At 70.3% G+C, this 21651-nt stretch carries 21 protein-coding genes; 15 read left to right on the top strand and 6 right to left on the bottom strand.

Annotated features, from left to right (window positions below; genetic code table 11):
- Positions 1-5 precede the first annotated feature (5 nt).
- From ACFVW6_RS12435 to ACFVW6_RS12415, 5 genes are all read left to right on the top strand, one after another.
- A complete protein-coding gene (locus ACFVW6_RS12435) occupies positions 6-923 on the top strand; it encodes a LysR family transcriptional regulator (protein ID WP_378832103.1) in 918 nt (305 codons plus the stop codon).
- Positions 924-954: 31 nt separating this feature from the next.
- Complete coding sequence (locus ACFVW6_RS12430) at positions 955-1668, top strand: GntR family transcriptional regulator (protein WP_378831883.1); 714 nt, start codon at positions 955-957, stop codon at positions 1666-1668.
- Between the two features lie 118 nt (positions 1669-1786).
- Positions 1787-3286, top strand: a complete 1500-nt coding sequence (locus ACFVW6_RS12425) for an aldehyde dehydrogenase (RefSeq protein ID WP_378831881.1) — start codon at positions 1787-1789, stop codon at positions 3284-3286.
- 297 nt (positions 3287-3583) lie between these two features.
- On the top strand, positions 3584-4723 hold the full coding sequence (locus ACFVW6_RS12420) for a lactonase family protein (RefSeq protein ID WP_378831880.1): 1140 nt from the start codon (positions 3584-3586) through the stop codon (positions 4721-4723).
- Positions 4724-4812: 89 nt separating this feature from the next.
- Positions 4813-5706: an HpcH/HpaI aldolase/citrate lyase family protein gene (locus tag ACFVW6_RS12415; protein WP_378831877.1), complete on the top strand. Its 894-nt coding sequence runs from the start codon at positions 4813-4815 to the stop codon at positions 5704-5706.
- A 57-nt stretch (positions 5707-5763) separates the two neighbouring features.
- Here ACFVW6_RS12415 and ACFVW6_RS12410 read toward each other — a convergent pair whose 3' ends face one another.
- The 5 genes from ACFVW6_RS12410 to ACFVW6_RS12390 are packed head-to-tail and all read right to left on the bottom strand — an operon-like array spanning position 5764 to position 9877.
- A complete protein-coding gene (locus ACFVW6_RS12410) occupies positions 5764-6216 on the bottom strand; it encodes a MaoC family dehydratase (protein WP_378831875.1) in 453 nt (150 codons plus the stop codon).
- Positions 6217-6229: 13 nt separating this feature from the next.
- Positions 6230-7093 carry a MaoC family dehydratase N-terminal domain-containing protein gene (locus ACFVW6_RS12405; protein ID WP_378831872.1) on the bottom strand — a complete coding sequence of 288 codons (864 nt, stop codon included), beginning with the start codon at positions 7091-7093 and terminating at the stop codon, positions 6230-6232.
- Positions 7090-7836, bottom strand: a complete 747-nt coding sequence (gene fabG, locus ACFVW6_RS12400) for a 3-oxoacyl-ACP reductase FabG (protein ID WP_378831870.1) — start codon at positions 7834-7836, stop codon at positions 7090-7092. The genes ACFVW6_RS12405 and fabG overlap by 4 nt, the downstream gene beginning before the upstream one ends.
- Positions 7833-8717 carry an HpcH/HpaI aldolase/citrate lyase family protein gene (locus ACFVW6_RS12395; RefSeq protein WP_378831867.1) on the bottom strand — a complete coding sequence of 295 codons (885 nt, stop codon included), beginning with the start codon at positions 8715-8717 and terminating at the stop codon, positions 7833-7835. Before ACFVW6_RS12395 ends, fabG begins: the two co-directional genes overlap by 4 nt.
- Positions 8714-9877: an acyl-CoA dehydrogenase family protein gene (locus ACFVW6_RS12390; RefSeq protein WP_378831865.1), complete on the bottom strand. Its 1164-nt coding sequence runs from the start codon at positions 9875-9877 to the stop codon at positions 8714-8716. The genes ACFVW6_RS12395 and ACFVW6_RS12390 overlap by 4 nt, the downstream gene beginning before the upstream one ends.
- A 124-nt stretch (positions 9878-10001) precedes the next feature.
- Here ACFVW6_RS12390 and ACFVW6_RS12385 point away from each other — a divergent pair, with 124 nt between their 5' ends.
- From ACFVW6_RS12385 to ACFVW6_RS12340, 10 genes are all read left to right on the top strand, one after another.
- Entirely contained in the window at positions 10002-10463 is a 462-nt protein-coding gene (locus ACFVW6_RS12385; protein WP_355281211.1) for a MaoC family dehydratase, read from the top strand.
- 36 nt (positions 10464-10499) lie between these two features.
- Positions 10500-12452 (top strand): AMP-binding protein, encoded by a 1953-nt coding sequence (locus tag ACFVW6_RS12380; RefSeq protein ID WP_378831862.1) that lies wholly within the window; start codon positions 10500-10502, stop codon positions 12450-12452.
- A gap of 3 nt (positions 12453-12455) precedes the next feature.
- On the top strand, positions 12456-13625 hold the full coding sequence (locus ACFVW6_RS12375) for an acyl-CoA dehydrogenase family protein (protein ID WP_355281213.1): 1170 nt from the start codon (positions 12456-12458) through the stop codon (positions 13623-13625).
- Between the two features lie 15 nt (positions 13626-13640).
- On the top strand, positions 13641-14798 hold the full coding sequence (locus ACFVW6_RS12370; protein ID WP_378831859.1) for a CaiB/BaiF CoA transferase family protein: 1158 nt from the start codon (positions 13641-13643) through the stop codon (positions 14796-14798).
- Positions 14799-14809: 11 nt separating this feature from the next.
- Entirely contained in the window at positions 14810-15601 is a 792-nt protein-coding gene (locus ACFVW6_RS12365; RefSeq protein ID WP_378831857.1) for an enoyl-CoA hydratase/isomerase family protein, read from the top strand.
- Entirely contained in the window at positions 15598-16764 is a 1167-nt protein-coding gene (locus ACFVW6_RS12360; RefSeq protein ID WP_378831854.1) for a CaiB/BaiF CoA transferase family protein, read from the top strand. Before ACFVW6_RS12365 ends, ACFVW6_RS12360 begins: the two co-directional genes overlap by 4 nt.
- Entirely contained in the window at positions 16757-17422 is a 666-nt protein-coding gene (locus tag ACFVW6_RS12355; RefSeq protein ID WP_378831851.1) for a GntR family transcriptional regulator, read from the top strand. The genes ACFVW6_RS12360 and ACFVW6_RS12355 overlap by 8 nt, the downstream gene beginning before the upstream one ends.
- A gap of 43 nt (positions 17423-17465) precedes the next feature.
- A complete protein-coding gene (locus ACFVW6_RS12350) occupies positions 17466-18614 on the top strand; it encodes an acyl-CoA dehydrogenase family protein (RefSeq protein WP_378831848.1) in 1149 nt (382 codons plus the stop codon).
- A 14-nt stretch (positions 18615-18628) separates the two neighbouring features.
- Entirely contained in the window at positions 18629-19846 is a 1218-nt protein-coding gene (locus tag ACFVW6_RS12345) for an acetyl-CoA C-acetyltransferase (RefSeq protein ID WP_378831846.1), read from the top strand.
- An 88-nt stretch (positions 19847-19934) separates the two neighbouring features.
- On the top strand, positions 19935-20147 hold the full coding sequence (locus ACFVW6_RS12340; RefSeq protein WP_378831844.1) for a hypothetical protein: 213 nt from the start codon (positions 19935-19937) through the stop codon (positions 20145-20147).
- 93 nt (positions 20148-20240) lie between these two features.
- Here the strand turns inward: ACFVW6_RS12340 and ACFVW6_RS12335 are convergent, their stop codons facing one another.
- Positions 20241-21638, bottom strand: a complete 1398-nt coding sequence (locus ACFVW6_RS12335) for an MmgE/PrpD family protein (protein WP_378831841.1) — start codon at positions 21636-21638, stop codon at positions 20241-20243.
- Positions 21639-21651 lie beyond the last annotated feature (13 nt).

Here is a 21651-nt window from a genome sequence, read left to right as displayed (position 1 = left end):
TGGAAATGCGGGACATCGAGATCTTCCTGACCCTCGCCGAGGAGCTGCACTTCGGCCGGACCGCGCACCGGCTGCACATCACCCAGTCCCGGGTCAGTCACGCCATCAAGAAGCAGGAACGCCGCATCGGCGCCCCGCTGTTCCTCCGGACCAGCCGCTCGGTCGCACTCACCCCCATCGGCGTGCAATTGCGCGACGAGCTGCGCCGCGGCAGTCTGCTGATCGAAGCGGCGGTCGCGCGGGCGAGGGCCGCGGCGCAGGGGAGAGGCGATGTGCTCACCGTGGGGATCATGGGTGCGCTCGGCCATGTCATCGCCCCGGTACTGCGCTCGTTCACCGACGCCAACCCCGACGTCGAATTAGTCTTGCGCGAGGCGCATTTCGCCGACCCGTTCGGCCCGCTGCGCGCCGGAACGGTCGATGTCCAGCTGCTGTGGCTGCCGGTCGAGGAGCCCGACATCACCGTCGGCCCCACCGTGCTCGTCGAGCCGGTCCGGCTGGCGGTCCAGGAGGGCAGTGCATTGTCCAGGCACACAACGGTTTCGCTGGAAGAGCTCGGTGCTCACACCCTGTGCGACATCGGCACCGTCGCGCCCGGCTACTGGGCCGACGAGCTGATCCCGCCCCGCACACCGTCCGGTCGCCCGATCCCGCGTGGCCCCCGCGTACACACCTTCCAGGAAATGCTGGCGACCATCGCCGCGGGCCGGGCCGTCGCCTTGGCCCAGGAGCACTGCGTGCAGTACTACGCCCGCCCCGGCATCGTCTATGTACCCATGCCGGACGGCCCGCGCTGCCGCTGGACCTTCGTCTGGCGCGCCGACGCCGAAACGGCGCTGATCCGCGCGTTCGCCGCCGTCACCGCCGCGGGTGCCGCGTCATCCGACGCCGCGGCGGCTGGATGTGTTGTGTATGAGGCATAATACGTAATAACCGACCGGAAGGACCGACGCCATGGAGACCACGGTGCAGGGTTTGCCGCGCAGGGCGGGCAGGCAGCGGCATCAGCTGTCGGAGGACGTCGCTACCTATGTGCGCGAGCTGATCATCTCCGGCCAGGTCCGGCCGGGTGAGTTCCTGCGGATCGAGCCGGTCGCGGAGGCCGTCGGCGTCAGCAATACGCCGGTGCGGGAAGGACTGCTGCTGCTCAGTGGCGAGGGCTTCGTCGAGCTGGTGCCGCGCCGCGGCTTCATGGTCTCGGAATTCACCAAACAGGATGTGCACGACCTGTTCTGGGCGCAGGCGACGATGGCTGGGGAGCTCGCGAGCCGCGCCGCGAAGTCGATCTCGGGGGCCGAACTCGACCGGCTCGCCGGGGTGGTGGCGGCGCACGCGCGCGCCGCCGAGGTCGAGGCCGACGAGGACCTCGTCGTCTACGGTCACGAGTTCCATCGTTCGGTCAATCTGGCCGCGAACTCCCGGCGGCTGGCGACCCTGCTCGGTACGGTCGTCAAGCAGCTGCCGAACCGCTTCTACATCAGCATCGAAGGCCACCGTGAGGACACGCTGCGGGATCACCCCGCGATCCTCGAGGCGCTGCGGCAGCGCCGCGCCAAGGCGGCGGGCTCGCTGATGCGCGACCACATCATGTCCAGTGCCGACGAGTTGATCGCCATGCTGGAGAAGCAGGGCATGTGGTTGGTGGAGGCCCGCAAGTCCACGGCCTGACCGGCCGATCGCCCGGCCATCCGATCAGCCCATCGTATCTGTACGCAAAATATAGTATATATAATTGAGCGTTGCGTGCGTCACAGTGGCGTGGCGACTACAGATCCGAAGGGCTTTCATGACCAAGTCAGTGGTGACCGGTGCGCTGCCCGCACATCCCGAGGCGTCCTACATCGACGGCGACTGGATCCCCGTCTCCACGTCCGAGGTCTTCGACGTGGTGAACTGCAGCACCGAGGAGATCGTGACGAGCGTCGGCGCGGCGGGCGTCGACGACGTGGACGCGGCTGTGACGGCGGCTCGCCGGGCATTCGACCAGGGGCCGTGGCCGCTGCTGTCGCCCGCCGAACGCGCGAGCTACCTGCGCGCCATCGCCGCGGAACTCACGGCGCGCGGTGACGATTTCGCCCGGCTGTGGTCCATCGAATCCGGCATCTCCTACTCGTTGGCCAAGACCCGACTGCCGCTGTTCCTGGCCGGCGCGTTCAACGCCTACGCCGACCTGGGCGAGACGTTCGAGTTCCGGGAGGCGCACACCCCCGCGGCAGGCGGCGCGGGTCTGCTCGTCCGCGAGCCGGTCGGTGTGGTGGCGGCGATCGTGCCGTGGAACGGCCCGGCCGGGCTGATGGCCTACAAGTGCGCCCCCGCGCTGCTGGCGGGCTGCACCGTGGTGCTGAAGCCGCCGCAGGAGGCGCCGACCTCGGCCTATCTGTTCGCCGAGATCTGCGCGAAGGTGGGGCTGCCCGCGGGCGTGCTCAATGTGGTGACGGCCGATCGCGCGGTGTCGGAGTCGCTGGTCCGCCATCCCGGCGTCGACAAGGTGACCTTCACCGGCTCCACCGCCGCGGGCCGGGCGATCGGCGCGATCTGTGCCGACCGGATGGCACGGTGCACCCTCGAACTGGGCGGCAAGTCGCCCGCCCTGATCCTCGACGACTACGACCTCGGCACCGCGGCGAAGGTCCTGGCCGGGGGCATCAGCTACCTGGCCGGGCAGGTATGTCACAGCCTGACGCGCGTCATCGTCACCGAGCGGCGGCACGACGAGCTCGCCGAGGCGCTCGGTGCGGCGATGAGCGCGGTGCGCGTGGGTGATCCGTTCGACGAGACCGTCACGATGGGCCCGCTCGCCTCCGCGCGGCAGCGCGAGCGCGTCGAGAGCTACATCGCGGCGGGAAAGTCCTCGGGTGCCCGGCTGGTGACCGGCGGCGGCCGCCCGGCGCACCTGGACCGCGGCTTCTTCGTCGAGCCGACGGTGTTCGCGAATGTCGACAACCGGTCGGTGATCGCCACCGAGGAGATCTTCGGTCCGGTCCTGGCCGTCATCGCGGCGAAGGACGAGGACGACGCGATCGCGCTGGCCAACGACAACCCCTACGGCCTCAACGCCGCGGTGTTCACCGACGACGCCGACCGCGCCTACCGGGTGGCGCGCAGACTGCGCACCGGCACGGTGGGCCACAACGGCCCGCGCACCGACTTCTCCATCGCCTTCGGCGGCTTCAAACTGTCCGGTATCGGCCGTGAGGGCGGCACGGAGGGGCTGCTGCCGTTCCTGGAGACCAAGACCCTGGTGCTCGAGCAGCCGCCGACCGATGCCTCGGGTTTCGGCAACTGACACTGCCCGCCCCGGCATTCTCGGCACCCGATATCGGCGGGGATTGCCGCGAAAAGGCCCCGTCGACCCAGGTCGGCGGGGTCTTTTCGCGTCGTCGCGGCGAAACGAGAATCGCTGTTCCCGAATGGCGATGAATGTCCACATTGTTGGACATTCGGGCTGCGGAGTTCTGCTTACGCTCGCAAAGGGAAAGGGGCACAAGGTAATCACTCCCTTTCTTATTCATCGGCGCATGTCGCGCGCGTTCTATTCGGCCGGGGGAGCAATGCTGCCCGCCGGCGGCTGGAGGTTGTACAGATGTTCCGCAGCAAGCGTTTTCGTCCGCGGCGGTGGGCCGCGGGTCTGGCGGTCGTGCTCGCCCTCGGGTCGGGTGCCGGGCTGGATTCCCCGGTGGCTCTGGCGGATTCGGGTGCGCGGTACCTGGTGATCACCGGTGCCGGGTCGTCGAACATCAGCGTGCTCGGGCTCGATCGCCTGGGCACCCTGTCGACGGTGGCGGGGTCGCCGTTCGCCTCCGGCACCGGCGGGCTGTCGGTGACGATCACTCCGGACGGGCGGAAGGTCTACACGGCGAACACGGTGTCGGGGACGGTCGAGGGATTCCACCTCGGCACCGACGGCACGCTCACCCCGATCGCCGACGCCCACCTCGAGCTCGGTGGCCCCGGCGTCGGCGTGCTGGCGTCGCCGGATGGGCGGACGGTGTTCGTGACCACCGGCGTGGCGACGAACGAGATCCGCTCCTACACGATCACCGGTTCGGGCGGGCTCGTGCCCACCGGGGCGGCGCCGGTGCGGATTCCCGGGGTCAGCGGGCTGAGTATGCCGGCGATCACGCCCGACGGCCGGTTCCTGTTCACCGCGGGCTGGCTCGAGGCGACGGTCTTCAGCTACGCGATCGGCCCCAACGGCGCGCTGACGCAGGTGGACTCGGTGCCGGCCGGGTTGATGTCGACGCTGCCCGGCGTCAGTCCGGACGGTCGCTTCCTCTACACCAGCAACGAGGCCGACGGCAGCATGTCGGGCTACGCGATCGGGGCCGAGGGCAGGCTGACGCCGATCCCCGGATCGCCCTTCCGCACCGGCCTGATGCCGCTGCCGCACGGCGCGATGTTCACCGCCGACAGCGAGCGCCTGTACATCGCCGAGGCGATGGCCGGTGACATCGCCGGTTTCCGGATCGCCGACAACGGCGCGCTGAGCCCGCTGCCCGGTTCGCCGTACCCGGCGCCCGCGGGGACGCTGCCGGGCCGGGTGCTGGTGGATTCGGTGTCGGAGCGGGTCTTCCTGATCGACACGCTCACCATTCAGGGCACCTCGCGGGTGCACACCTACGCGATGGCGGCCGACGGATCGTTGTCGCGCACCGGGACGCCGTCCGTCGACACCGGTCTGCTCTTCTCCGACGGGCCCGACGCGTTCGTGGCCACGCAGTGACGTTCACGGGGAACCCTACAGGGTTCCGAATATTACATATATTATATTCAAGAAGGATTTGAACTGTACTCGCCAAGGGAGGCACTCCGATGAAACCGTACCGCTCGATGCTCTTCGTCCCAGGTCACAAGGCCGCCTGGGCGGACAAGGGCGTCGCCTCCGGTGCCGACGCGCTCATTCTCGACCTGGAGGACTCGGTCCCCGCCGACGACAAGGTCGAGGCACGGGCGACCGTCGCGGCCACCATCGACCGCCTCACCGGCGTCGGGGTCCGGCCGGACCTGTGGGTCAGGGCCAATCCGGAGGTGAGCGGCCTGCTCGGCGGCGACCTCGAGGCCATCGTGCGGCCCGGCCTGGCCGGGCTGTTCCTGGCCAAGGTCTTCACCGCCGACGAGATCGTGCGCCTGGACGCGGTGCTCGGCCATATCGAGCAGCGCGAGGGCATCGAGGTCGGCACGGTGCGGCTGATCGTGTCGTACGAGACCGCGACGTCGATGGCGCACTGTGAGGAGATCGCCGCGGCCAGCCCGCGCGTGGCCTCGTTGCTCGGCGCCACCGGCCCGAACGCCGATGTCGGCCGGGAACTCGGCTTCGAGTTCACGCCCGGCGGGCTGGAGACGCTGTACCTGCGCAGCCGGATCATCCTGGCGGCGCGCTCGAACGGGCTGCACCACCCGGTCGCGGGCGTGTGGCAGGACATCAAGGATCTCGACGGCGCGCGGCGCTTCTGCCTGGACAACCGGCAGCTGGGCTATCGCGGACTGGTGGCCATCCACCCGTCGCACGTGGCGATCGCCAACGAGGTGTTCTCGCCCTCGCCGGAGACCGTCGACTTCTACCGGCGGATGATCGTGGCGTACCAGGAGGCCGAGGCGGCGGGCAGCGCCGCGGTCGACTTCGAGGGCCAGCACATCGATCTCGCGCACGCGAAGACCGCGGAGGGCGTCATCGCGCTGGCGGACGCGGTGTCGGCCAACGCGTAGGACCGACAGCGAAACGGGGGGTGGCCGCGGCCACCCCCCGTTTTTCGTGCGCGCGGATCAGTCGACGATCAGCACGACGGTCTCGGCGACGCAGGCCGGTTTGGTCTCGCCGCCGTCGAGCACGTACTTCGCGGTCACCAGCGCGCCCGCCGGGGATGCGGTGACGTCGGTGATCGTGACGGTCGCCCGCAACTGCGACCCGACGCGCAGCGGTGCCGGGAAGCGAACCTTGTTGACGCCGTAGTTGACCCGGGCCGAGCCGAAGGTGAAGTCCAGCAGTTCCGGGCGGAAGTGCGAGATCAACGACAGCGTGAGATAGCCGTGCGCGATGGTGTCGCCGTAGGGTCCGTCGGCGGCGCGCTGCGGATCGACGTGGATCCACTGCTCGTCGTCGGTGACGACGGCGAACGCGGTGATCCTGGCCTGGTCGACGACAAACGGTGCGCTCGGGCCGATCGGCTCGCCCACCGCGGCGCGAACATCGTCGAGGGTGCTGAAAACGCGGGTCACGAGAAGCTCCTGGCTAGACGGTGAGGTCGACGGTGGCATTGGGTCCGGCGGACTCGCCACCGGGACCGAACAATTCGAGGGCGACGCCGTCCGGCACGGTGGTGGCGAGCAGCCGCGCGGGCTGACCGCAGAACAGCGGCGCCCGGCCCCGGTGCCGGAGCTCGCGCACCGGCGCCCCACCCATCAGCCGATGGATCTCGGCCAGCGCGATGGCCTGGAGTGGGCCGTGCACGACGAGTCCCGGATAACCCTCCACGCCGGTGGCGTAGGGCCAGTCGTAGTGGATGCGATGGGCATTCGCGGTCGCCGCGGAGAACCGGGCCAGCAGTGACGGATCGGTCCGCAGCTCCCAGGCATCGTCCGCGGTCCGGTGCAGGGGCGCCCCGGGAACCACGTCCGCGGCCGGAACGGCGGCGGACGCGGCGGGTGCCGGTGCCGCCTCGCGGTAGATCAGGTTCTGCGACTCCTCGATCGCGAGGGCGCCGGTGTGGTCGAACAACCGGATCTGGACTTTGACCACGACCAGCGCGCCGGAGCGGCCGCTCTTCTCGGTCACCGAGACCACCTCCGCCTCGCGCCGGATCGTGCTGCCGACGAGCAGCGGTGCGTGGAAACGGATCTCCCCACCGGCGAACATCCGCCGCGGCAGCGCGACCGGCGGCAGGAACGAGCCGCGGCGCGGGTGCCCGTCGGCGCCGAGGACGCCCGAGGCGGCCCAGCGCGGCAGAGCGACCCAGTGCCACAGCGGCGGCAGCGGGTCACCCGGCTCCGGGGTGGGCAGCCCGTCGTCGAGCAGCGCGGCGAGCGTGGCGACAGGGGCGGGGTCGAGGAGTTCGGTGCTGGTCTCGAGGTGGGGTTCCCAGGCGGACTCGGTCACATGAACCGCCCGCCGGTCACCTCGAGCACGGTGCCGGTCATGTACGAGGACAGGTCGGAGGCGAGAAACAGTGCCACCGAGGCGATCTCGTCGACCTCGCCGGCGCGGCCCAGCGGGATCTCGCTCATCTTCTGGTCCCACACCTTCTGCGGCATGGCCTCGGTCATGGCCGTGCGGATGAGGCCGGGCTGGATGGCGTTGACCCGGACGCCCAGGTGCGCGAGCTCCTTCGCGGCGGCCTTGGACAGGCCGACGATGCCGGCCTTGGCGGCAGAGTAGTTGGTCTGGCCGGGCAGGCCGATCTTGCCCGAGAGCGAGGACATGTTGACGATGGCGCCGCTGCCGCGTTCGCGCATCACCGCGCCCGCCAGCCGGGTGCCGTTCCAGGTGCCCTTGAGGTGCACGTTGATGACCTGGTCGAAGTCGTCCTCGGTCATCTTGCGCATGGTCGCGTCGCGGGTGATGCCCGCGTTGTTGATCATGACGTCGACGGGGGAGAAGGACTGCGCCGCGGCGTCGAGTAGCGCCTGGACGTCCGCGGCGCTGGTGACGTCGCAGCGCACGCCGCGCGCCACGGCCGTGCCGCCCAGCTTCTCGGCGGCGGCCTCGGCCGCCGCGCCGTCGATGTCACCGACGACGACGCGGGCGCCCTCGGCGATGAACCGTTCGGCGATGGCGTACCCGATGCCCTGGGCGGCACCGGTGACGACGGCGGTCTTGTCGGCGAGCAGTGGTCCGGTCATGGCAGTTCCTTACTGTCGGTGGTGGTGGCGAGCTGCGCCAGGATGCGGCGGGCGCGGTCGACCACGGGCTTGTCGACCATGGCGCCGTCGACGACGGCGACACCGGAGGTCCCGGTGGTCGCGTCGAGAATCTTTCTCGCCCAAGCGTGTTCACGCTCGGTGGGCCGGAAGGCGGTCGTCACCGGGTCGAGCTGGCGCGGATGGATGCAGAGCTTGCCGGTGCAGCCGAGCCGGCGGCCGTAGGTGGCGTCGTCGTGGACGAGGTCGGCGTCGTCGACCACCCCGGTGACGCCGTCGATCGGACCGGGCAGCCCGGCCGCGGCGGATGCCAGGACCACCGCGTGCCGGGTACCGGCCAGTGCGTCGCGGTCGGCGGGATCGACACCGATCTCGGCGGCGAGATCGAAGGTGCCGATCGCGAGCCGGTCCACCCCGTCGGTGGCCGCGACGGCCGCGGCATGCACCACGCCCGCGGCGGTTTCGATCAGGGCGATCAGCGGCGCCGGGGTGTCGACATCGCCGAGGGGCGAGCCCGGGGCGAGGGTCGCGAGGACAGCTGGGAGAACGCCGATCTCGGCCTTGGGCAACATCACCGCGCAGTGCAGCGGCGCCAGCGCGGCCAGATCGTCGTCGTGCCAGCGGGTCCCGGCCGCGTTGATCCGGACGGCGCATTCGTTGCCCGCCGTGATCCAGGCGACGGCGTTGTCGCGCGCGGCGTCCTTGGCCGCGGGCGCGACGGCGTCCTCCAGGTCGAGGACCACCAGTCCCGGGTTCGCGGCGGTGGCCTTGGCGAAGCGTTCGGGACGATCGGCGGGGACGAACAGCAGGGTGGCGGCCGTGCGGACCCGGGTCGCCAGGTCGACGGCGGTACTCGTCCTCACGCGCGCTTCTTCGCTTCGCGCACGAGCCCGCCACCGATGATCAGCCGCTGGATCTCACTGGTGCCCTCGTAGAGGCGCAGCAGCCGGACGTCGCGATAGATGTGCTCGACGGTGACCTCGCGCATATAGCCGCTGCCGCCGTGGATCTGCACCGCGTTGTCGGCGACCCGGCCGACCATCTCGGTGCAGAACAGCTTGGCCACCGAGGGCGAGATCCGCCGATCCTCGCCGGAGACGTACTTGGCCGCGGCCTCACGCACCAGCGCGCGACCGGCCATGACGCCGGTCTGCATGTCGGCCAGCATGGCCTGGACCAGCTGGAAGTCACCGATCGGGGTGCCGCCCTGGGTCACCGTCGCAGCGTAGGCGACCGATTCGTCGAGCGCGCGCTGGGCGGTGCCGACGGCCAGCGCGGCGATGTGCACGCGACCGCGCGAGAGCGAGGCCATCGCGGCCTTGTAGCCGACGTCCTCCGCGCCGCCGACGAGCGCGTCGGCGGGCACGCGGACATCGGTGAAGGTGACATCGGCGGTCCAGGCGCCCTCCTGGCCCATCTTCTTGTCCTTGGGGCCGACGAGCACGCCCGGCGTGTCGGCGGGCACCAGGAAGACCGCGATGCCGGGGCCGTCCGGGCCGGGCTCGGCGGTGCGGGCGAAGGTGACGAACAGATCCGCGAGCGGGGCGTTGGTGATGAAGCGCTTCTGGCCGTCGATGACCCAGTCGTCACCGTCACGCCGTGCGCGCGTGCGCAATCCGGCCGGGTTGGATCCGGCGCCGGGCTCGGTGAGCGCGAAGGAGGCCAGCACCTCGCCCGCGGCGATCCGCTCGAGCCACTGCTTCTTCTGCTCGTCGGTGCCGTAGTTCACCAGCACCTGGCCGGCGATGCCGTTGTTCGTGCCGAACAGCGAACGCAGCGACAGCGAGGTGTAGCCGAACTCCATCGCCAGCTCGACGTCCTGGGTGAGGTCGACGCCGAGCCCGCCCCACTGCTGCGGGATGGCGTAGCCGAACAGACCCAGCTCCGCCGCGGCCCGGCGGATGTCGTCCGGGATGGCGTCGGTGTCGAGGATCTCCTGCTCGCGAGGCACCACCTTGGTGCGGATGAACGTGCGGACATGGGCCAGGATCGGCTCGAAGTCCTCGGCACTGAGTTCGGACACTCTCGGCTCCTTCTCACGGGATCTAGATATAATATATGATGATATAATATACGATAACCGGTGAGGGCGAGCTACGATCCCTCCGTCGGTACTCAGTACATAATATATTTGAAGGGATGTGCACATGCCGGGCCTGTACTTCGAGGAGCTCGAACCCGGGTTGGTCATCGACCATCCGACCCGCCGCACGGTCACCGAGGCCGACAACACCTTCTTCAGCGTCATGACGCTGAACCTGGCGCCCCTGCACCTCGACGCCGAGTACAGCAAGAACTCCATCTACGGGCAGCGCCTGGTGAACAGCCTGTTCATCCTCGGTCTCGTCTCGGGCATCACCGTCCCCGAGACCACCCAGGGGACCACCCTGGGCAACCTGGGCTTCGAGCAGATCAAGTTCCCCAAGCCGGTCTTCCACGGCGACACCATCCATGTGCGGACCGAGATCGAGGCGCGCCGGGAATCCAAGAGCCGCACCGATTCCGGAATCGTGACGTTCCGCCACCTGGGCATCAACCAGCGCGACGAGATCGTCTGTGACGCGCTGCGGGTGGGCCTGATGATGAAGCGCCCGGCCGAGCAGGCCTGACCCACGTCGACGCACCATCAACGAGGAGGACACGTCATGGTGGACGTTGCGTCCGTCGCCGGGCCCGCGTGGGTGCCGGACGAGCGGATACGTGAGCGCAGCAGGCTGCTCGCGGCGATGCGCGCCTGGGAGCTGGGCGCCGACGCCGCCGCGGTGGCCGAACTGAACCAGCGCGCGATCGAGGACCCCGAATGGTTCTGGCGGGCCGCGGTGGCCGACCTGGGGATCGACTTCACCGTCCCGTTCGAGCGGGTGCTCGACGACACGGACGGCAAGCCGTTCCCGCGCTGGTTCCCGGGCGGGCGGATCAATATCGCCCAGCTCACGGCGCACCGGCACGCCAAGGGCGCGGCCGCGGACCGGACCGCCGTCGTCTACGAGGGCGACGAGGGCCTGCGCCGGACGCTGACGTTCGCCGAACTCGACGCCGAGGTCCGGCGTTTCGCCGCCAACCTCACCGCACTGGGTGTGCGGCGCGGCGATCGGGTGGTGCTGTTCATGCCGGTGGTGCCCGAAGCGGCGGTGGCATTCCTGGCCGTCGCCATGATCGGCGCGGTCTCGGTGCCGACCTTCAGCGGCTACGCCCCCGACGCCTTGGCCACCCGGCTGCAGGACTCGGAGGCGGTGCTGCTGGTGACCGCCGACGGCACCACCCGGCGCGGCAAGCGGGTCGAGCTCAAGGCCACCGCCGACGCGGCGCTGGCTGCGGCGCCGACCGTGCGCTCGGTGGTGGTCGTCCGGCACCTGGGCACCGATGTGCCGATGCGCGCGGGACGCGATGTCTACTACGACGAACTCGCCGCCGATCCGGCACCGGTGCCGACCGCCGACACCGAGGCCAACGATCCGCTGACCATCGTCTACACCTCCGGCACCACCGGCCGCCCGAAGGGAATCGTCCACTCGCACGGCGGTTTCGCCGTGAAGACGGCGGTCGACTTCGCCTACGGCTTCGATGTGCACGCCGGGGACGTGGTCTCCTGGATCACCGATCTGGGCTGGCTGGTCGGCCCCATGCTGATGACCGGACCGCTGCAGCTCGGCGCCACCATCGTGATGATCGAGGGCCTGCCGACGCACCCGACCGCGGATCGCATGTGGGAGATCGTCGAGCGCAACGGCGTCACCGTCGCCGGTATCGCGCCGACGGCGGCGCGGGCGCTGAAGGCGGCGGGCTCCGTCGCGCCGGAGCTGCCCAGCCTGCGCACCTTCGTCTCCACCGGCGAGGCGTGGGACGAGCCCACCTGGTGGTGGCTGTTCGGGGAGATCGGCGGCGGGCGGCGCCCGATCGTCAACTACAGCGGCGGCACCGAGGTCGGCGGCGGCATCCTGATCGGCTATCCGTTCCTGCCCGCCGAGGCGGCCGCGTTCACCGGCGCGCTGCCGGGCGTGGACGCCGCGGTGTTCGGTGAGGACGGCACGCCGGTCGCCGGTGACATCGGAGAACTGGTGGTGCGCAACACCTTCCCCGGCATGACGCACGCGTTCTGGCAGGACCGCGACCGCTACCTCGAGACCTACTGGAACCAGTGGGACGGGGTCTGGGTGCACGGCGACCTGGCCAGCGTCGACGACACCGGGATGTGGCGCATCCACGGCCGCTCCGACGACACCATCAAACTGTCCGGCCGCCGGGTCGGGCCCGCCGAGATCGAGGCGGCGCTACTGCGCGACGGCCGGATCGCCGAGGTCGCCGTGATCGGCGTCCCCGACGAGCTGCGCGGGCAGCGCGCGGTCGCCTTCGCGGTGCTGCGGGCTGCGGGCGCGACGCCGGACGACCTGCAGGACACCGCGACCGGCAACGCGGGGCGCTCGTTCGCGCCGACCCTCGTCGTCGTGGCGAGCCTGCCCAAGACCAAGAACGGCAAGATCATGCGCCGCGCGATTCGGTCCCGGTATCTCGGGGCGCCGACCGGGGACATGTCCTCCCTCGACCCCACCACCCCACTCGAAGCGATCCCCGTGTCCGCGGGCGACGAACAGGAGTAGTACATGACCTCCGCTACCGGCACCGACGACAACGTCGAAGTCGTCCGGCAGGCGACGCGCGAGCTCGCCCGCAAGTTCGACAACAACTACTGGCTGGAGAAGGACAACAAGCACGAGTACCCCTGGGAATTCGTGAAGGCCTTCGCCGCGGGCGGCTGGCTCGGCGCGATGATCCCCGAGGAATACGGCGGCATCGGTCTCGGGCTCAAGGAAGCCGCGGTCATGCTGGGCGAGATCTCGGCCTCCGGCGCGGGCATGAGCGGCGGTTCGGCGATCCACTTCTACGCCTTCCCGCCCGCCCCGATCGTGAAGTACGGCTCGGAGGCGATGAAGCGCGAGTACCTGCCCCAGCTCGCCTCGGGTGATCTGCTGATGGCCTTCGGTGTCACCGAACCCACCGCGGGCGTGGATACGTCGCGGATCAAGACCAAGGCCACCAAGGTCGACGGCGGCTGGGTGATCAACGGGCAGAAGGTGTTCATCACCAACGCCCAGAACGCGCACAAGATCCTGCTGCTGGCGCGCACCTCGCCGCGCCGCGAGGACAAGCCGCTGTGGGGCATGTCGCTGTTCCTGGCCGACATGGATCGCAGCCGGGTCACCGTGCGCGAGATCGACAAGCTCGGCCGCGCCGCGATCGACACCAACGAGCTGTTCATCGACAACCTCGAGGTGGCCGACGACCGGCTCGTCGGCGAGGTCGACAAGGGCTTCTACTACCTGCTCGACGGCCTCAATCCCGAGCGGATCGTGGTCGGCATGGAGGGCATCGGCCTGGGCCGGGCCGCGCTCGAGATCGGCGCCGAATACGCCAAGAACCGGGTGGTGTTCGACCGTCCGATCGGCCAGAACCAGGCCGTCGCGCATCCGCTGGCCGACTCCTGGATCCGGTTGGAGGCCGCCGAGGGCATGGTCATGCGGGCCGCGGAACTGTTCGACGCGGGTCTGCCGTGCGGTCCGGAAGCGGCCGCCGCCAAGTACCTCGGCGCCGAAGCCGGTTTCGAGGCCTGCGATCGGGCGTTCTCGACGCTGGGTGGCTACGCCTACGCGAAGGAGTACCACATCGAGCGGCTGTGGCGGGAGGTGCGGCTGCTGCGCAACGCCCCGTTCTCGCAGGAGATGGTGCGCAACTACATCTCCCAGCAGGTGCTCGGCCTGCCCCGTTCCTACTGAGAGGGATTCGCACACATGACGGGACCATTGGCGGGCGTGCGCGTGGTCGTGCTGGCGGGCATGGGGCCGGTGCCCTATGTCTCGATGCTGCTGGCCGACATGGGCGCCGACGTCGTCCGGGTGGTGCGGCCGCCGCACCGCTCGGCGCGGGAACTGAGCCAGACCGTCGGCCTGACCGAGGAGACCGATGTGGTCAACCGCGGGGTCGGGTCGGTGGCGGTGGATCTGAAGGACCCGGCGGGTCGCGCAGCCGTGCTGCGGCTGGCCGCCGCGGCCGAGGTGTTCATCGAGGGCTATCGCCCCGGTGTCACCGAGCGGTTGGGGCTGGGTCCGGACGAGGTCACCGCGCGCAATCCCCGCCTGGTCTACGTCCGGCTCACCGGCTACGGGCAGCGCGGGCCGCGGGCGCAGGACGCCGGACACGACATCAACTATGTCGCCCAGTCCGGCGCCCTGCACGCGCTCGCGGCCGCGGGCGGTGCGCCGCGCCCGCCGATCAACCTGCTCGGCGACTACGCGGGCGGCGGCGCGATCGGCGCCTTCGGAATCGCCTGCGCGCTGGTCGAAGCCGGGCGCACCGGCCGGGGCCAGGTGATCGACGCGGCCATGGTCGACGGTGTCGCGGTGCTCACCGCGAAGTTGCAGGGCCTGCGCGCGGCCGGGCTGTATTCCGACGAACCGGGGACGAACTTCCTCGACTCGGGCGCCCCGTTCTACGACACCTACCGGTGCGCCGACGGCCGCTACCTGGCGGTGGGCGCGCTCGAGCCCGACTTCTACCGGCAGTTCCTCGACCGGCTCGGGGTCGACACCACCGACTGGCCCGGCCAGGACGACCGGGCCGAGTGGCCGCGCCTGCGCGAGCTCATCGCCGACGCGGTGGCGCGGCGCACCCGCGACGAGTGGTGGCAGGTCTATCAGGGCACCGACGCCTGCGTGTCGCCGGTGCTCACCTTCGACGAGGCCGCCGAGGACCCGCACAATGTCGAACGTGGCGTGTTCGAACGGGTTTCGGGTGTCCTGCACCCGGCGCCCGCGCCGCGGTTCGACCGGACACCCGCCCGCGTGCCCTCGGTGCCGCCTGCCGGGATCGGCGACCTCGACGAGCTCCTCGCGCGGTGGGCGAGGACCGCGACCCCCACCGGCACCGACGCGGTGCCGGTCAGCGAATGAAAGGACGACACGTGCCCGGCTACGAGGACTTCTCGGCGTTGACGATCGACCGCCCGTCCGAGGGCGTGCTGCGCATCGTCCTGGACGGCCCGAACCTGAATTCGGTCGGGGCCGAGGCCCATCGGCACCTGGCCGATGTCTGGCCGGTGATCGCCCTCGACGAGACCGTGCGCGCGGTGCTCATCCGTGGCGCCGGCGAGCGGGCGTTCTCCGCGGGCGGCAGTTTCGACCTGGTCGAGGACATGATCGGCGACTACGCCGCGCGCACCAGGGTGATGCGCGAGGCGCGGGATCTGGTGCGCAACATCATCGAGGTGCCCCAGCCGATCATCTCCGCGATCAACGGACCGGCCGCGGGCGCGGGCCTGGTGGCGGCGCTGCTCGCCGACATCTCGGTGGCGGGGCGCCGGGCCAAGATCGTCGACGGGCACGTCCGCCTCGGCGTCGCGGCCGGCGATCACGCGGCCATCTGCTGGCCGCTGCTCACCTCGATGGCCAAGGCCAAGTACCACCTGCTCACCAACGAGGTGCTGACCGGCGAGGAGGCCGAGCGCATCGGCATGGTCTCGCTGTGCGTCGACGACGACCAGGTCCAGGACCGGGCGATGGAGATCGCGCGGAAGCTGGCCGCGGGGTCGCGGGCGGGCATCCAGGGCACCAAGATGGCGCTCAACGGCTGGTATCGCCAGGCGATGCCGATCTTCGACGCCTCGCTGGGCCTGGAGTTCTACCACTTCGGCGGCCCCGATGTCGCCGAGGGCGTCGGCTCGCACCGGGAGAAGCGGGAGCCGAAGTTCGCATGAGCACCGAACGCGCGCACGGCCCGCTGGCCGGGGTGACGGTGATCGGCCTGGAGCAGGCCATCGCCGCCCCGCTGTGCACCCGTCATCTCGCCGATCTCGGGGCCCGGGTGATCAAGATCGAACAACCGGGCTCGGGCGACTCGACCCGGCACTACGACACCGTGGTCGGTGGCCTGTCGGCGCACTTCACCTGGCTCAACCACGGCAAGGAGTCCGCGGCGCTCGACCTGCGCGAGGCCGAGGACCTCGCCCTGCTCGAACGCATGCTCGGCGGCGCCGACGTGCTGGTGAGCAACCTAGGCCCCGGTGCACTGGACCGCCTCGGGCTCGGTGTCGGGGAACTCGCGCGCCGCTACCCCCGGCTGATCATCGTCGACATCTCCGGCTACGGCCGCGGCGGTCCGTTCGACCACAAACGCGCCTACGACCTGCTCGTCCAGGCCGAGGCGGGGTCGTGCACCATCACCGGCACGCCGGGGCACCCGGCGAAACCCGGTATCCCCGTGGCCGATATCGGCACGGCGCTGTACTCCTATTCGGCGGTGCTTGCCGCGCTCTACGACCGCGAACGCACCGGGCGCGGCGCGATCGTGCCGGTCGCCATGCTCGACGTGGTGTCGGAGATGATGGGCTTCGCGCTCAACCAATTCCTGCACACCGGAACCGAACCCCTGCCGGTGGGCATGGGCTCGCCGATGATCGCGCCCTACGGGTCCTATCCGACCGCCGACGGGCAGGTCGCGGTGCTCGGCACGACCAGCGATCGCGAGTGGCGCAGGCTCACCGAGCTGATGGACCGACCGGATCTCGCGGCGGACGCGCGCTACGCGCACAACGACGACCGCGTCGCCTGCCGCGCGGAACTCGATGCGGCGGTGGGGAAGTGGTGCGCCGAGCGCACCCTCGCCGAGATCCAGGCCGCCGCCGATGCGGCGGGCATCGGCAATGCCCGGCTCAACGGCGTGCGGGAGCTCGCCGAGCATCCGCAGCTGCGTGATCGCGGACGCTGGCGCGAGATCGGCACGCCCTCCGGGCCGGTGCCCGCCCTGCTGCCGCCGGGGACCGCGCTCGACTGGCCCGCCGTGCACGGATCGGTCCCGGCACTGGGCGCCGACACCGCCGCGCTCCGCGCCGAATTCGCGCCCGAGTCCGCCGATGTATGACGGCGCCCCGCGCATCGGGCCCGCGCTGAGCCTGAAGAGCACCGCGGCACAGGAGATCCGGCGGCGGATCTTCGCCGGCGAGCTGCGTCCGGGCGACAAGATCGACCAGAGCGAGATCGCCGAGTCGCTCGACATCAGCAAGCTGCCGGTGCGCGAGGCGCTGATCGCCCTCGATGTGGAGGGCGTGGTCGACATGCCGCCGCGGCGCGGGGCCTACGTCGCCCCGATGAGCCGCGACGACGTGCGCGATCACTACTGGCTGCTCGGCGTGGTGTCCGGGCTGGCCGCCGCACGGGCGGCCACCCGGATCCCGGATGCCACGCTGGACCGGCTCGACGTCATCCTGCGCCGGATGGAGGAGTCCGCCGCCAGCGCGGAGCGGGAGGCGCTGAACTTCGCGTTTCATCGAGAGATCAACCGCGCCTCCGGATCTCGCCGCCTGATCTCCGAGCTCAAGGTGCTCGGCAGCGCGGGACCGCACGGCTTCTACGAGGCACACGACGACTGGCCGGAGACCGCGGACCGCGACCATCGCGAGATCGTCGCCGCGCTGCGCGCCCGCTCGGCGCCGCTGGCCAGGCAGGCCACCGAGGAACACTTCCAGCACGGCGGGAACCGGGCGGTGGAAATGCTCGATTCCCGCGGCTTCTGGCAGTGATATAATATTTTAAGTACAAACTATGGGAAGGTGGCAGGTAGGCATGAGTCTCACGGCCGACGAGCAGCAGATGGTCGACCTGGTCGCGGAATTCGTCGATCAGCGGGTCAAGGACCGGGTTCGCGAATTCGAAGAGGACGATATCTATCCCGAGGAATTCATCGAGGAGATGAAGAAGCTCGGGTTCTTCGGGCTGCTCGCGCCCGCCGAGTACGGCGGTGTCGACGTGAGCACCGCCTGTTTCGCCGCGGTCACCGAGCAGCTGGCGCGCGGCTGGATGAGCCTGGCGGGCGCGATCGGCGGCCACTCCGTGATCACCTACCTGATCAAGACTTTCGGCACCGACGAGCAGAAGCAGAGGTACCTGCCGAAGATGGCCGAGGGCGCGATCCGCGCCACCATGGCGCTGACCGAACCCGGCGGCGGCAGCGACCTGCAGGCGATGCGGACCGTCGCGGTCCGCGACGGCGACCAGTGGTCGATCTCGGGCTCCAAGACCTGGATCTCCAATGCCGCGCACTCCGGCCTGATCGGCCTGCTCTGCCTCACCGACAAGGACGCGAAGCCCGCGCACCAGGGCATGAGCGTGATCCTGGTCGAACCCGGTGACGGGATGATCATCTCCAAGAAGCTGCCCAAGCTCGGCTACCGCGGCGTCGAGGCCTGCGAGCTGGTCTTCGACGGGCGCAAAGTCGGCGACGACGCGATTCTCGGTGGCGTGCCGAACCAGGGCTGGGCGCAGATGATGCGCGGGCTCGAGGTCGGGCGCATCCAGGTGGCCTCGCGCGCGCTGGGCGTCGGCCAGGCCGCGCTCGACGCCGCCGTGCGCTACGCGCAGGAACGGCAGTCCTTCGGCAAGCCGATCTGGAAGCACCAGTCCATCGGAAACCTGTTGGCCGACATGGCGACCAAGCAGCGTGCCGCCCGCCTGCTCACCCTCGACGCGGCCCAGAAACTGGACGCGGGGGAGCGCGCCGATATGGAGGCGGGCATGGCCAAGCTGTTCGCCTCCGAGACCGCGATGCAGATCGCGCTCGACGCGATCCGCGTCCACGGTGGCTACGGCTACTCCAAGGAATACGACGTGGAGCGGTACTTCCGCGACGCGCCGCTGATGATCGTCGGTGAGGGCACCAACGAGATCCAGCGCAATGTCATCGCCGCACAGTTGATCGCGCGCAACGCGATCTGATCGGAGCCATTCGGATGTCCACCCTGCGCAGGGCCGCGATCGTCGCGCCCATCCGCACTCCCGTCGGCACCTTCGGCGGCTCGCTGCGTGATGTCCCGGTCGAGGACCTGGGCGCCACCGTGGTGCGCGCCGTGGTCGAACGCTCGGGCATCGATCCCGAACGCATCGACGACGTCGTCTTCGCCCAATCCTACGCCAGCTCCGAGGTCCCGTGCGTCGGCCGCTGGCTGGCCCTGCACGCCGGACTGCCGATCACCGTGCCCGGCATGCAGCTCGACCGCCGCTGCGGTGGTGGCCTGCAGGCCCTGGCGACCTCGGCGATGATGGTGCAGACCGGCGCGGCCGATGTCGTGCTGGCCGGCGGCGTCGAGTCGATGAGCCGTATCGAGTACTACTCCACCACCGCGCGCTGGGGCGCGCGGGCGGGCACCGTGCAGCTGTTCGACCGGCTCGACCGGGGCCGCGAGCGATCCCAGCCGGAAGCCCGCTTCGGCAAGATCTCCGGGATGATCGAGACCGCCGAGAACCTGGCCCAGGACTACGGCCTGATGCGCGAGGAAGCCGACGACTTCGCCGCGCGCAGTCACCAGCGAGCCGCCGCGGCGTGGGCCGAGGGCCGCTTCGCCGACGAGGTGGTGCCGGTGACCGTGCCGCAGCGCAAGGGCGACCCGATCGTCTTCGCCGCCGACGAGGGCATCCGCCCGGAATCCACCCCGCAGACGCTCGCGAAGCTGCGCACCCTCACCCCCGGCGGCACCGTCACCGCGGGCAACTCCAGCCAGCAGAACGACGCCGCCGCCGGGCTTCTCGTCGTCGCCGAAGATCAGCTCGACGCCCTCGGCCTGGAGCCGATCGGGTTCCTCACCGGCTGGGCCGCCGCGGGGTGCGAGCCCTCGCGCATGGGCATCGGTCCGGTGCCCGCCGTCGCGAAACTCGCCGCACGCCTGGGCACCGAGACCACGGCGCTGCTGGACTCGATGGACCTCGTCGAGGTCAACGAGGCGTTCGCGGTGCAGGTGCTGGCGGTGCTGGAGGGCTGGGGCTGGCGTGATCACGACAAGCTCAATGTCAACGGTTCGGGCATCTCGCTGGGCCACCCGATCGGCGCCACCGGCGTCCGCATGGTGACCACGCTGCTGCACGAACTGCGTCGCCGCGGCGGCGGTCGCGGCCTCGCGACCATGTGCATCGGTGGTGGCCAGGGCATGGCCGCCACCTTCGAGACCGCCTGAAACACCCGTTCAGGCAACGACTGTGCCCCGGCGAACCGAACAGGCCCGCCGGGGCACGGTCATTTCTCCCCGATCCGAGCGAGGAACGATGAAGCGATCGCCGCTGCCGGAGGAACCCGACATCCGCCTGATGGTCCAGTTCGCCACCGTCCGGATGGAATTCGCCGCCTGTCTCACGGCCGCGCTCGTCTTCGTTCAGGACATGGCGGCCGGTTGTCGTCCGTGCACCGTCTCGGTCGCGTTCGGGCCCTGCGCCGGGCTGCCCAGGTTGCCGAACGAACGCCTGTACCTGCTGCCCTGAATCGGCGGGTGAACACCTCGATCGACGAATGACGAACCCCTGCGGACCCGAATCGCGCTGGGCGGTTCGGGTCCGAAGGGGTTTCGTGGTGGATCAGACGCGCAGGAGTGCGGCGAAATCGGTGGCCGGGGTGGCCGGATCGCCCGCCGTGATGGCCCGCAACAGGGCTTCGCTGCGCTCGGCGCCCAGGTCGGTGACGGTGAGCTCGCGGAACTTGGCGTCCAGGTCGGCCTGCGACATCGGGTTCTCGGCGGTGCCGCGCGGGTTGTCCACGAACACGTGACCGGTGCTGCCGTCGCGGTAGGTGACCGTGATGTCGGCGATCCAGCGGCCGGGGTATTCGGCATCGAGGGCGGGGTCGACCTCGATCTTCACCCGGCGGGCCATGGTCGCGACCTCGCTGCCCGCGCTCAGGTCGAGACGCCCGGCCATGTAGTCGTGGTGGGTGCGGAAGCCGTTGCCGCGGCCCAGGATCGCCAGCGCGAACTGGAACGGCAGGCTGTACTGCAGGTGCTCGATGATCTGCGGGGCGTAGGCGTTGGCGTTCTGGTTGCCGATCACCACGTCGCCGCCGGACTGGATGCCGAGGCGGATGGTGTCGATCTCGCCCGCCCGCGCGGTCAGCTGCTGGGCGCCGTCGATGTAGGCGTGGTTGATCCCGCAGCAGCAGTACGGCTTGATCCACACCCGGGTGATCTCGAATGTCGCGTCCGGAGCGAACAGCGCGGCGGCCGCCGCGTCGTCGACCGGTCGGCCGACGAAGCTGCGGTAGAAGCCCTTGCGGCCGCTGAGGAACGTGGTCGGCCCGGTGATCCCCGCCGCGGCCATCTCGGCGGCGCGAATGCCGTTGCGGGTGCCGATACCCGAGTGCAGGCGCTTCACCGAACCGCCCGAGGACGTGTACTCGGTGGTGCCCGCGCTGTGGCTCATCGCGATCGACAGCGCGTGCGCGGTGCGCTCGAGATCGAACCCGCGCATCTTGGCGACCACTGCGGCGGCGCCGAACGTCGAGAGCAGACCGTGCGGATGGAAACCGCGCTCGAGCAGCTGCGGCGCGGCCAGGATGCCGATCCGGGTGTAGACCTCGTAGCCGGCGACGATGCCGGTGATCACCTCGGCCATCGAGGAGCCCAGCTCCTCGCCGACCGCGATGGCGGCCGAGACGACCGCGCTGCCGGGATGGCTGGAGCTGGACCGGTGGGCGTCGTCGTACTCGAAGCCGTGTCCGTAGGTGGCGTTGACGAACGCCGCGTCGGCGGCGCTCATCTCGTCACCCGAGGCGGTGACGTGGGCTGATCCGGGAGCGTGCGACGCCTTGGTCAGCTCGAGCGTGGCGCGGCTCCAGTCCAGCGAGGCGCTGCCGATCTGCAGGGCCAGCTGGTCCTGCATCAACCGCCGCGCGCCCGCGAGCGCGTCGGCCGGGATCGAGTCGTAGTCGAGCTCGGTGACCAGCCGGGCGACGGCGGTCTCGAGCGGGGGAAGGGAAGACATGGAGAACCTTTCG

Origin of the sequence: Nocardia sp. NPDC058244, from assembly GCF_042882065.1 — a bacterium.
GTDB lineage: Bacteria > Actinomycetota > Actinomycetes > Mycobacteriales > Mycobacteriaceae > Nocardia.
The sequence above is the reverse complement of the archived record's forward strand: the minus strand, read 5'-3'. Positions and strand labels throughout refer to the sequence as shown.